The sequence below is a fragment of the Rhodomicrobium sp. genome (assembly GCF_047605405.1).
Taxonomy (GTDB): domain Bacteria; phylum Pseudomonadota; class Alphaproteobacteria; order Rhizobiales; family Rhodomicrobiaceae; genus Rhodomicrobium; species Rhodomicrobium lacus.
Genome location: NZ_JASGFR010000007.1, coordinates 20554 through 32591, shown reverse-complemented (window position 1 = coordinate 32591; position 12038 = coordinate 20554). Strand labels below are relative to the sequence as shown.

Annotated in this window: 8 protein-coding genes and 1 tRNA gene; 5 read left to right on the top strand and 4 right to left on the bottom strand. The window is 64.3% G+C overall.

From position 1 onward, the window contains the following. Positions 1 to 9: 9 nt before the first annotated feature. Positions 10 to 3432: a helicase-related protein gene (locus tag QM659_RS04500; protein ID WP_415187525.1), complete on the top strand. Its 3423-nt coding sequence runs from the start codon at positions 10 to 12 to the stop codon at positions 3430 to 3432. After that, positions 3429 to 3746: an RNA-binding S4 domain-containing protein gene (locus QM659_RS04495; protein WP_415187524.1), complete on the top strand. Its 318-nt coding sequence runs from the start codon at positions 3429 to 3431 to the stop codon at positions 3744 to 3746. Before QM659_RS04500 ends, QM659_RS04495 begins: the two co-directional genes overlap by 4 nt. A 143-nt stretch (positions 3747 to 3889) precedes the next feature. On the opposite strand, the gene QM659_RS04490 is transcribed toward QM659_RS04495, so the two are convergent. Together QM659_RS04490 and msrB are read right to left on the bottom strand one after the other, a co-directional pair. Beyond that, on the bottom strand, positions 3890 to 5257 hold the full coding sequence (locus QM659_RS04490) for a replication-associated recombination protein A (RefSeq protein ID WP_415187523.1): 1368 nt from the start codon (positions 5255 to 5257) through the stop codon (positions 3890 to 3892). An 863-nt stretch (positions 5258 to 6120) separates the two neighbouring features. Then, positions 6121 to 6525: a peptide-methionine (R)-S-oxide reductase MsrB gene (msrB, locus tag QM659_RS04485; protein ID WP_127075331.1), complete on the bottom strand. Its 405-nt coding sequence runs from the start codon at positions 6523 to 6525 to the stop codon at positions 6121 to 6123. 143 nt (positions 6526 to 6668) lie between these two features. Here msrB and QM659_RS04480 point away from each other — a divergent pair, with 143 nt between their 5' ends. Beyond that, the gene (locus QM659_RS04480; RefSeq protein WP_415187522.1) at positions 6669 to 8081 is read left to right on the top strand and encodes a sodium:proton antiporter; all 1413 of its coding nucleotides are present in this window, start codon (positions 6669 to 6671) and stop codon (positions 8079 to 8081) included. A 177-nt stretch (positions 8082 to 8258) separates the two neighbouring features. Continuing rightward, positions 8259 to 8333, top strand: a tRNA-Thr gene (locus tag QM659_RS04475). Between the two features lie 800 nt (positions 8334 to 9133). Here the strand turns inward: QM659_RS04475 and QM659_RS04470 are convergent. Next, a complete protein-coding gene (locus QM659_RS04470) occupies positions 9134 to 10411 on the bottom strand; it encodes a hypothetical protein (RefSeq protein ID WP_415187521.1) in 1278 nt (425 codons plus the stop codon). 459 nt (positions 10412 to 10870) lie between these two features. On the opposite strand from QM659_RS04470, the gene QM659_RS04465 reads away from it, so the two are divergent. Further along, positions 10871 to 11095: an FmdB family zinc ribbon protein gene (locus QM659_RS04465; protein ID WP_127079862.1), complete on the top strand. Its 225-nt coding sequence runs from the start codon at positions 10871 to 10873 to the stop codon at positions 11093 to 11095. Between the two features lie 62 nt (positions 11096 to 11157). Here QM659_RS04465 and QM659_RS04460 read toward each other — a convergent pair whose 3' ends face one another. Beyond that, positions 11158 to 11889, bottom strand: coding sequence for a class I SAM-dependent methyltransferase (locus QM659_RS04460; protein WP_415187520.1), 732 nt, complete (start codon positions 11887 to 11889; stop codon positions 11158 to 11160). Positions 11890 to 12038 lie beyond the last annotated feature (149 nt).

Here is a 12038-nt window from a genome sequence, read left to right as displayed (position 1 = left end):
AGTCCGCTCATGAGCGCATCAACGCAGACGGCTTCCATCAAGCCATCCCAGTCCCGTCATGTTACGGCGGTGCTGGGTCCGACCAATACCGGCAAGACGCATCTGGCCATCGAGCGCATGCTCGCACACGAAAGCGGACTGATCGGCCTGCCGCTCAGGCTTCTCGCCCGCGAAGTGTACGACAAGATCGTCGCGCAGATCGGCCCGCGCGACGTTGCGCTCATCACGGGCGAAGAGAAGATCAAGCCCGAACGTCCGCGCTATTACGTCTGCACCGTCGAGGCGATGCCGCGCGATGTGGAGGTCGACTTCCTGGCCGTCGACGAAATTCAGCTTGCCGCCGATCCGGACCGGGGCCACGTCTTCACCGACCGCCTGTTCCACGCACGCGGGACAAGCGAGACGCTGCTGCTCGGCGCCTCGACCATGACAGACGCGATCCGCGAACTCATCCCCGGCGCGAACTTCATCGCGCGCCCCCGTCTGTCGAAGCTGACCTACTCCGGCCAGAAGAAGATCACGCGGCTGCAAAGCCGCTCCGCCATCGTGGCGTTCTCCGCGAACGACGTTTACGCCATCGCCGAACTGATCCGCCGCCAGCGCGGCGGCGCTGCCGTCGTGCTCGGCGCGCTTTCGCCCCGTACGCGCAACGCGCAGGTCGCGCTCTATCAGAACGGCGATGTGGATTTCATCGTCGCGACCGACGCCATCGGCATGGGCCTCAATCTCGACGTCGATCATGTCGCTTTTGCCGGAACCCGCAAGTTCGACGGGCGGAATCACCGTGACCTTACGCCCGCCGAGATCGGCCAGATCGCGGGCCGCGCGGGCCGCCACCTGAACGACGGCACTTTCGGCGTCACCGCCGATGTGGACCCCTTCGATCAGGATGTCGTCAACAAGCTCGAAAATCACGATTTCGAGCCGGTGAAGCTGCTGCAGTGGCGCAATACGCGCCTCGATTTCGACAGCGTCGATCGTCTGAAGGACAGTCTGCGCCAGTTGCCCGACCATCCGCGTCTCACGCGCGTGCGCACGGCAGACGATGTCGAAGCGCTCGATCTCGCCGCCAGCGATCCGCGCATCGCGGAACTCGCGACCGGCCCCGGCGCGGTGAAGCGGCTTTGGGATGTCTGCCAGGTGCCTGACTACCGCAAGGTCGGCCCGAACCAGCACGGCGATCTCGTCGCCATCCTGTACAAGCACATCATGACAGGCGAAGGCCTGATCCCGGAAGACTGGTTCGCCCAGCAGGTCGAACAGGCCGACCGCACCGACGGCGACATCGACACGCTGTCGAACCGCATCGCGCACATCCGCACCTGGACGTTCGTCTCGAACCGCTCCGAATGGCTCAAGGATCCCGAGCACTGGCAGGGCAAGACGCGCGAGATCGAGGACAGGCTCTCCGACGCGCTGCACGAGCAGTTGACGCAGCGCTTCGTGGACAAGCGAACGAGCGTGCTCATGAAGAGCATGCGCGACAAGGACAGCCTCTTCGCCGAAATCGAGAAGGACGGCCGCGTCGTCGTGGAAAAGCATTACGTCGGCAAGCTCGAAGGCTTCTGCTTCACGCCCGACCTCGAAGCCACGTCCGGCATCAACGGCAAGGCCGCGCGCAACGCCGCAGCGAAGGTGCTGGTACATGAACTTGCCGCCCGCGCGGATCGTCTGGCATCGGCGCCCGATACCGGTTTCACGCTGACACGCGAGGGGCGGATCGTCTGGGAAAACCAGGAGATCGGCAAGCTCGCCGCGAGCGAAGATCCGCTCAAGCCGGCCTTCGTGCTGAACTCGGACGAGCATCTCGCCGCCATCGACAAGGAAAATATCGGCAAGCGCGTCGATACGTGGCTCCAGCACTATATCGAGGTGCGTCTCAAGCCGCTCGTCGAGATCGCCAAGGCCGAGGAAATCACCGGCCTTGCGCGCGGCATCGCGTTTCGCCTGCGCGAAAGTTTCGGCATCCTCAAGCGCGATACCGTGGCCGAGGAAATCAAATCGCTCGACCAGGATGGCCGCGCCCAGCTTCGCAAATATGGCGTGCGTTTCGGCGCGCATCACATCTATTTCCCGCTGCTTCTGAAGCCCGCTTCGGCGGATCTGCTGCTGCTGTTTTGGCTCCTGAAGAGCGGCGCCGAGCATAATTTGACGCCGGCATCCATCGGCGAGGCTCCGCGCCAGGGTTTGACGTCGGTGCCGAAGACCGCCGAGTTGCCGGAGGCGTTCTATCGCGCGGCGGGTTTCCACGTATGCGGACCGCGCGCCGTGCGCATCGACATGCTGGAACGGCTCGCCGACATCATCCGGCCGCTCACCACGTGGAAGCCGACCGACACCAGCGCCGAGCCGCCGGCTGGCGCGGCGGGCGGCGGCGCTTTCCGCATCCGGCCCGAAATGATGTCCATCATGGGCTGTTCGGCCGAAGAACTGGGCGCGATCCTCGAATCGCTCGGATTCCGCCGCGAGAAGCGCCCCGTCAAGAAGGCCCCGGCCGCTGACGTCGCGCAGGCCGCAACGGGCGCCGAACCGTCGGTCGTAACGGAGGCAGCAGCCGAAGCCCAGACCGCCGGACCGGAAGGCGAACTCGCGCCGGAAGGCGCGCCGCAAGCTTTCTCGCAGGCCGAACACCAGGACGGCGTTTCCATCGAACCGGCGCAGGAAGAAGCTGCCGAAGCAGCCGCAACCGTCGCGCGGGGCGTGGCCGAACCGCACGCCGAGGCGTCGGCGGACGAGCCCGCTGTTTCCGAAGCGGCCGCCGAAAACGCCGAAAACGCCGAGCCGGAGTTTGAGGAAGTCTGGCGTTTCCGTCGGCCGAAGCCGAAATTCGAGCGCGGCGAGGGACAGGGAGACCGTCGCCCACAGCATCGCCGCCATGGCGGCGCTGGCCATGGCGACCGCCCACAGGGCGAGCGCGGCGGTCAGCGGCAGCCCGGAGAACGCGGGCCGCGTCACCGTTCCGATACCCCACACCAGCCGGCAGCCGCCGCTGGCGCGGAGGCCCAGGCAGGACAGAATGAGAGCGCCGCCGCGGGTGGCGACCGCAGAGAGCCGCGCCGCGATTTCTCGCGCGACCGCAGCGGCCCGCGCGATCAGAACCGCGAGCGGGGCGACCGCAACCGCCACCAGGCGCGATCCGATGGCAACCGCGATCGCCCGCAAGGCGAACGTCAGGGCGACGGACCACGCCCCGACAATGCCGAGCGCCGTTCGGGCGGCGGCCAGCCGAACCGGCCTCAGCATCAGCGCTCCGACAGGCCGAACGACCGCAATCGCGATGCTCGGCCTCCACGTCCGCAGGGCAGGCAGCCAATCGCCGCCAGCGCGGCACCAAAACGGGCTTCCGGTGCGGTCGATCCCGATTCACCCTTCGCCGCGCTGAGCCAGCTCAAGGAGCGCCTCGAAAAACAGACCGAGGATCAGACCGCTTGACAGCACCGGACGAGCAGCGCCTCGACAAGTGGCTCTGGCATGCGCGGTTCGTGAAATCGCGCAGCCTCGCCGCGAAGCTCATCGAGGAGGGCTGCATCCGGGTCAACCGTCAACGCGTCGTGAAAGCCGCCACCTGCATCAAGTGCGGCGACGTGCTGACGGCGAGTCTGTTCGGGCGTGTTCGCGTGATCGAGATACGCGGTATCGGCGAGCGGCGCGGGCCTCCCGAGGAAGCCGCCGCGCTTTATAGCGAGCGGCTGGGGCCGCAGTCGCCGGTCTCTGGAAGCGGCGAAGCAAGCGAACCGAACGCCTGAAGCGAAGCCTTTCGCGCGAGGAACCGATCAGCGCGTGCTCATCGGTCCATGAAAGTCTCGCTGGAGGCTTTCCCACCGCCCCATCGAGGCAGCCACGGTAACCCGCGTGCTGCCGGGGCGCCGTCCGTAAAACCCCTTGCGCTCTATCGACCGCCGCGCCGCGCCACGTCGCGCCGAATCTCGGCCCATGCGCGCAGCCGTTCCTCGATACGGACCTCGTAGCCGCGCCCCCTCGGATGGTAAAACTCGGCGCGCTCAAGCCCGTCCGGGAAGTAGTTCTGACCCGAGACGCCTTCTTCCGTCTCATGATCGTAGACATAGCCCGCGCCATATCCTTCGCTCTTCATGAGCTTCGTCGGCGCGTTGAGGATGTGCTTCGGCGGCGGCAGCGAGCCGCTTTCCTTCGCATAGCGCATCGCCGCGCCATAGGCCTTGTAGGCCGCGTTCGATTTCGGCGCGGTGGCGAGATAGACGACGCATTGCGCGAGCGCGAGTTCACCTTCGGGGCTGCCGAGGAAGTCGTAAGCGTCCTTCGCTGCGATGGCCTGCACGAGCGCGTTGTGATCGGCAAGCCCGATATCCTCCACCGCCATGCGGACCATGCGCCGCGCGAGATACAGCGGGGCCTCGCCTCCGTCGATCATGCGGCAGAACCAGTAGAGCGCCGCGTCGGGATCGGAGCCGCGCACCGCCTTGTGCAGCGCGCTGATGAGATCGTAATGGCCGTCGCGGTTCTTGTCGTAGAGCGGCGCGCGGCGCTGGACGATTTCGGTGAGTTCTGGCGCGTCGATGGGTTGCGACGGATCGCGGCCGATGGCGAACACGTCTTCCGTGAGGTTGAGGGCGGTGCGCCCGTCGCCGTCCGCCATGCCGATCAGCGCGGCGCGCGCGTCCGCCGTCAGCGGCAGCGTCTTGCCGAGCACGCTTTCCGCGCGCGCGAGAAGCTGCCCGATGTTCTCGTCCGTCAGACGCCTGAAGACGAGCACCTTGGCGCGCGACAGAAGAGCGCCGTTGAGTTCGAAGGAGGGGTTTTCCGTCGTCGCGCCGATCAGGATGATGGTCCCGTCTTCGACGAAGGGCAGAAACGAGTCCTGCTGCGAGCGGTTGAAGCGGTGGATTTCGTCCACGAACAGGATCGTGCCCTGACCGAAGCGCTGGCGATCCTTCGCGGCGTCGAACACCTTGCGCAGGTCCGCCACGCCGGAAAAGATCGCGGAGATCTGCTCGAAATGCGCGCCCGCGCCCTTCGCCATGAGCCGCGCGACGGTGGTCTTGCCGGTGCCGGGCGGCCCCCAGAAGATCATGGATCGCGGAGCTTCGCCATCTGCGATGCGGCGCAGCGGCCCGCCCTCGCCAAGGAGATGCTCCTGCCCGATCACCTCGCCGAGCGAAGCCGGACGCAGCCGGTCGGGAAGCGGTCGCGAGGCCAGCACGGCGGGCGACGGCGGCACGCTTTCAAACAGCGTCGCGCCTTCGGACGGTGCGGATGATGATGAGCGCGGTTTAGCCATGACTGTCACCGGTGGGGTTCGGCTGCACTTCGTTCGCTTGCCGACCTGCTGGAGATGGCAACGAGACGCGGAGATTTGGAGGGCGCGCCTCTCTCGTCCATCTTCGCCGGGCTATGGGAGCCGCGTCAATGCGCAGACCGGAAATTCGACGCGGGCGTGCTCAACAGGCCCGGCCGAAGAAATACATCGCATCGCGCTTCCGACACCCAGGATTTGTTCCATGCCTGTCAGTTCGCGCATGATCGGCTTTGGGGGCCATCGCGTGACGACGGCCCCCCAAGCTTGCTGCCCTGAACGCGTTTTCATGCACGATCCAGTATGCACCTTGCTCAAAAACGCTCCATTCGCTGGCGCGCTGCATGCGTCCACGGATGCGGCACAGGACCGATCTTCCGATAGACCGCCAGCGAAAAGACTGCCGCCGCATCCCAGTCGCGAGGATGCTCCCCGCTAAGCGGCAGTAGGAGGCTTTCGCATTCGGGAACGGCACTGTCGCACGGTTGCAAAGTGCCTTGTGCTTGTTGCTTTCAACCCGAACTGGTGCCCATCTTGTGGCATAGCCGCGAGCTTAACAAGCCGCCTGTCGCCGCTGTCTACAAGCTGGGGACAATTGTCGGGCAGTTGCGGCTACGTGTCCACAAACGACGAGAAACGCCCCTCCCCGGATTTTGCACATCATTGAAAGATATGATCTTTTGTATCGGTAACGAAGCCGCGTCCGAATGGATCGGGTGTGCGGCGGCCGGTGTGGAAAATTCGGCGCAGGCGCGTTTGCGGCGTGGGGTCCTGGGGCTGATCCGGACGTACACGGAAAAATTGCAACCCGCGCTGCCGGTTAGATGCAGCGCGGGGATCGCCGCCGCCTACTTCGCCGAAGACGGCCTGAAATCGAGCGCCACCCCGTTCATGCAGTAGCGCAAGCCCGCAGGACGCGGCCCGTCCGGGAACACGTGCCCAAGATGTGCGTCGCAGCGTGCGCAACGCACCTCCGTGCGGTTCATCATGAAGGAATGATCCTCGTGCGTCGTGATGGCATCCTTATCCACGGGGCTCGTGAAGCTCGGCCAGCCGGACCCGGAATCATACTTCGCATCCGAGGCGAACAACGGCGCGCCACAGCAGACGCAGGCGAAGACGCCTTCGCGCTTTTCGTCGTTCAGCGGGCTGGACGCCGCTCGTTCCGTCCCGTGCTGACGCGTGACCTTGTATTGCTCGGGCGTCAGTTTCGCTCGCCACTCCGCATCGCTCTTTATCATGCGCTCGGTCATTGACCCGACCTCCTCTCGCATTCTTCTTGAATGTGTTATGTGGAGGCCGGTAGCTTTTTTGAAGAGGGCGCCCCCGCAGTCGCCCTGCCCTTCCGCTCACAACGGCGTCATCCGTCCGGCCTCCGAGAATCACCGCAATGATCATGTCCTTCAGATCTCCCCGTCTTGGTATCGCGGCCCTGGCCGTGCTGACAGGCTCGACGCGTGCCATGGCCGCCGGACCTTCGCCGGATGGCGCCGGCCTGAGCCTCCTGTGGTGTCTGCCTTTCGCTGGCGTGCTCCTGTCGCTTGCGATCCTGCCGATGATCGCGCCGCATTTCTGGCATCGGCGGCAGGGACTGGTCGCGCTCGTCTGGGGGCTTCTTTTCCTCGTGCCGTTTGCAGGCGTCTTCGGTTTATCCGCAACGCTGCATCAACTGCTCGATGTGGCGCTGCTGGAATACATCCCCTTCATCGTGCTGATCGGCTCGCTTTACATCATCGCGGGCGGCATCTGGCTCGGCGGCAGCCTCAGCGGCTCGCCCGGCCAGAACACGGCGATCATGGCCGCCGGAACGGGCATCGCAAGTTTCGTCGGAACGACCGGCGCTGCGATGATCTTCATCCGCCCGCTGATGCGCGCGAATCGCAGCCGCACGCATCAGGCTCATCTCGTGATCTTCTTCATCTTCCTCGTCTGCAACGTCGGAGGCGCGTTGACCCCGCTCGGCGATCCCCCGCTCTTCCTCGGCTATCTGAAGGGCGTGCCGTTTTCCTGGCCGTTCCAGCATCTGTGGCCGCATACGCTTCTGCTCGCGGCCATTCTTCTTGGCTGGTTCTATCTGATCGACCGCCGCTATTATAAAACCGAGACGCCGCGCGAGCACCGGCTCGGTGGCGAGGGCCTGAAGATCTGGGGCGTGGTGAACCTGCCGCTGATCGCGGGCGTGGTGTTCGCGGTTGCGGCAAGCGGCACGACCTTCATCGGGCCTGTCGACATCGCGGGCGTCGAAGTGCGGGGCGAAAGCCTTGTGCGCGACGCGGCGCTCGTCGCCCTCGCCGTCTTGTCGTTGGCGCTGACCCCGCTCAAGGCGCGCCGACAGAACAAATTCAGCTGGGCGCCCGTGCTCGAAGTGGCCAAACTGTTCGCTGCAATCTTCGTGACCATCGTGCCGGCGATTGCCATCCTGAAGGCGGGCGAACACGGCGCGGCCGCGCCGTTGTTCGCCGCCCTCGGCACCGCCGACGCTCCGAATCACATCGCCTATTTCTGGCTGACCGGGCTGCTTTCGAGTTTCCTCGACAATGCGCCGTCCTATCTCGTCTTCTTCAACGCGGCGGGCGGCGACCCCGTGGCCCTCTCCGGTCCGCTGGCTTCGACGCTGGCCGCCATCTCGGCGGGCGCGGTCTTCATGGGCGCGCTCACCTATATCGGCAACGCGCCGAACTTCATGGTTCGCGCCATCGCCGAGCATCAAGGTGTCAAGATGCCGAGTTTCTTCGGCTTCATGCTGTGGTCGGGGGCCTTCATGATTCCGCCGCTCCTGCTGATGACAGCGCTGTTTTTCGCCGGCTGAGAAGGCGCAAGGCGTCCAGCGGCCGAGGCGAGCGGAGCTGCAACGCCGTCATGGCGGTTCCTGCGCGTCTTTTAAGCCGCTGAACCGCTCATTGAACGATATCGCGTCGAATTGCCTGAGATGATCGCTTATGAGGTCTTGCACCTTGGCGGCGGCTGTGGCAGTTTCCGCCGCATCGCTGCAGTAGCTCAGTGGTAGAGCACTCCCTTGGTAAGGGAGAGGTCGAGAGTTCAATCCTCTCTTGCAGCACCATCCATCCCCCTGACATCTCGGAGAAAAGCGCGCCTTGTGAGGGCGAGCAGCGATAGTCCCCGCATTCCGCGCATTTTGGCAGAATCGTGGAGTAGGTCCGCCTCCCATGACGCTCCTATAATCTCTCTCCGGGGCAGCATCGTTCAGTTTCGCGGAGCGGAACCGTAAGGTATGCGAAGCGGCGCTCGTCGCGCCGCTTTTGGGATGCGGGGGCGAGCGCGCTCCCACATCGCTCGGACGACGCAAATAAGTTCGACGACTTGTTGAGGGCGCGGTTTGCCGTTCGTTGCCGTTTCGGAGCGTTTTTCAAGCGTGGCATCGCGGCTGCCGGCGCACTCACATTCTGCGCAGCCGTCACGCTTGCCGCAGCCGTTTAGCTCCGGTTGCGAACTGTCTTGTCCGCAAGAGCGACCACTTTATCAGTTTGCCGTCAACGACGGATTTCCTGACAGGCTTCCAGATTTCTTCCGTCCCACCCGCCGACCGTCGCCTCAACGAGTGCCGAATGCTGCCCGGAACTACCTTTCATCAGGATGATGCGATCAACCCGCACCCAAACGAACCCGTCTGATCGCGGATTGATCGAATCCGTATCGGCATCGCCGACAAGAGCGCCGGACTTTCAAATGCGACCGAGGTGGGTCGGCGGCTTTGGTCGCAATTAAAGTTCATAAGGCGCTCTGGAAGTTAAAGTTTAGAGCGGCTCGTGAATTTGAAATCGGCAATGCTCTCGTCAAAAAACGAGGCCGATTTCAAATCCACCGCTCCTGAATGAAACGCCGCCTTGGGGCAGCGGTCGATTACAGCCCGCTTTCGCAGCCAAAACCACCGGGCTTGCGGCCATATTCCTTCGTGCCCGGATAGTGGTTGAACCCGCTCTTGTCCACCCACACAACCGAACCGGGGCACTTGGCCGCCGCTTCACGCTCGCTGGCGAACTGACCGCGCTTCGGCTTTTCGACGCTGACCTTTGCCGGACCGGAGCCCGCCTCGTCCTCGCCCTTGCGCTTCTTCGGCTTGGCGTTTTCTTCTTCCTTCGCGGCAGCCTTGCCCTTCTGCTTCTTCTCGCCGTCTTCTGCTTTCACCTTCTTCTCGGGCCCGGCTTTCGCGGCTTCCTTGGCCTTGGCTGGCTCCGCGGGCTTTTCCTTCTTTTCGCCTTCAGCCTTGGCAGCTTCGGAGGCGGGCTTTTTGGCTTCGTCAGACTTCACCGCTTCGGCAGGCTTCTTCGGCTCTTCCGCCTTGACCGCTTCGGCCACGGGCTTCTTCGCCTCGTCGGCTTTCACGGCTTCCTTCACGGGCTCGGCAGGCTTTTCAGCGGCGGCGGGTTGGGCCACCTTCGCCGCATCGTCAGCCTTCGCGGGCTGATGCGCATGCTCGGGCTTCTTCGGTTCTTCCGCCTTGACCGCCTCGACTGCAGGCTTCTTCGCCTCCTCGGCTTTCGCAGCGTCCTTCGCGGGCTCGGCGGGCTTTTCGGCGGCGGCGGGCTGGGCCACCTTCGCCGCATCGTCCGCCTTCGCGGGCTGATGCGCATGCTCGGGCTTCTTCGGCTCTTCCGCCTTGACCGCTTCGGCCACGGGCTTCTTCGCCTCGTCGGCTTTCGCGGCTTCCTTCGCGGGCTCGGCAGGCTTTTCAGCGGCGGCGGGCTGGACCACCTTCGCTGCATCGTCGGCCTTCGCAGGCTGATGCGCATGCTCGGGCTTCTTCGGCTCTTCCGCCTTGACCGCCTCGGCCACAGGCTTCTTCGCGTCGTCGGCTTTCGCAGCGTCCTTCGCGGGTTCGGCAGGCTTTTCGGCGGCGGGCTGTGCCACCTTCGCCGCATCGTCAGCCTTCGCAGGCTGATGCGCATGCTCGGCGGATTGTGGCTTCGCGTCTACGGTATCCTTGGAAACCGGGTTGGGCGCTTGCACCGGATCGGAGACGCCGGGCTTTGGAGCAACCGGCGCGGCGCTCTCGCTCGCCGGTGCCGCACTCGGCGCCTTCTGCTCGTCAGGCTCCTGAGCTACCGCCAGCGAAGTGGCGAAGACCATGGCGCATGCGATCCCGAATATCGCGTGGCTTGGCTTAGTCCGTGCGTTCATCGTTTCGATCCTTCGGAGGTTACAGCCGAATTGCTTCGCTGAAGCGTTAGCCTGCGAAACAGGGTCAAATCTTGGCAGCCTTGCCTTGCGCCTGCCGGAATTCGGAAGAAATCGTTAAAAAATGGGCCGACGCCACGCCGGAACGTCTCGCCGATCGATCTCGCTCCGAGCAGGATGAGAGTGATCACCCGTCTTTCGGCTGGCGCCCCTCGCGAGGGCGCGAACATCAAAGGTTCACCCCAACCGCTGAAAAAGCGGTCTCTTCTAGAAAACTCAGAGGCGGATTCACCGATCGGGCCGGGGTCACCTGATCGGGCCAATGCCGACGCTCGCGATCTCGGCATCTGGCCCGTTTCATGCTAGTAACGCGTTGAAATGCCGGGTCGCGGAGCTTTCCGCCCGAATTCTGAATCGAAATGAAAGATGCCGGTCGTCGTAACGACGGCCAAGGAGACATAAATGCCGCTTTACGGCTTTCATTGTGACAAATGCGACAATGACGTGGAATTGCTTGTGAGCGCATCCGCGAAGCCCGCTTGCCCGATTTGCGGCAACGAAGCCATGACGCGCCTCATGTCGCGCATTGTCATCCACGGCAAGACGAAGGCCAAGCTCAAGGCCGCTCGCGCTGCGGCCGAGCGGGCGGGACATCTCAGCAATTTCAGCCCTTCCGAGCGCCGCTGAAGAACGGCGGCGTCAAAGGGCGCGGGCGATGAAATGAGGGCCGCAAGGCCCTCATGCTCCGCTCAAGAGCCGTCAGCCTTGAAGACGAGAAAATACTGCCTCGGCAGGAAATCGCGCACTTCGGCGAGCACGTAACCGGCTTCTCTCATTTCCTCCGTCACCTTTTCAGGGGAAATTCGGTGCTCCGGGGGCGGACCATTCGGGGAATCCGCCTTGAAGTCGATGATGACAAGCCGTCCGTTCGGCCTGAGCGAGGACTTCAACTTCGCAAAATAGGGCTTCCGGTGCCCTATGTGATGATAGGTATCCACGATCAGGATGAGGTCGACCGGCTCGGGCAGGTTAGCCGCGTCGGTGCCCGCCAGCACCGGCTTGAGGTTGGCCACGCCCTCAGCCTGGGAGCGCTGGCCGAGATAGCGCACCATGTCCGGTTCCACATCCGCCGCGAAGACCTTGCCTTCGGGAACGCGCCGGGCGATTTTCACGGAGAAATAGCCGGTCCCCGCGCCGATGTCTGCGACGCTCGAATCGCCGTTCAGACGCAAGGCTTCGACGACCTCCTCGGGCTTTTGCCAACTGTCGCGCTCGGGGTTGTCGAATTCCCTGGCCCATTTCGCGGCGTCGTCAAAACGGCGGTGAAAGGCCCCGTCATACGAGCCGTGATGGCCGGGATGGTGTCCCGTTTCCGCGCCTGCACCGGGCGGCTCGGCGGCCGGTTGGGCGAGCGCCTGTTGCGTCATGCCGCATCCCATCAGTCCAGCGAGGGCGATTGCCCGCGCGATCCAGTGCTTCACTTCTTCAACCCTCCATCCGATGTTGCGCCCGAAATGCGGGGAGGTTGGCGCGGCGTCCCGTGTTTGACTTTTGCCCGGCCTTCCCTGCCGGCATTGACCGCCAATGCTGCCCACATTGCCGGGCGAACGCCTTGATCCTCACTCGGCGA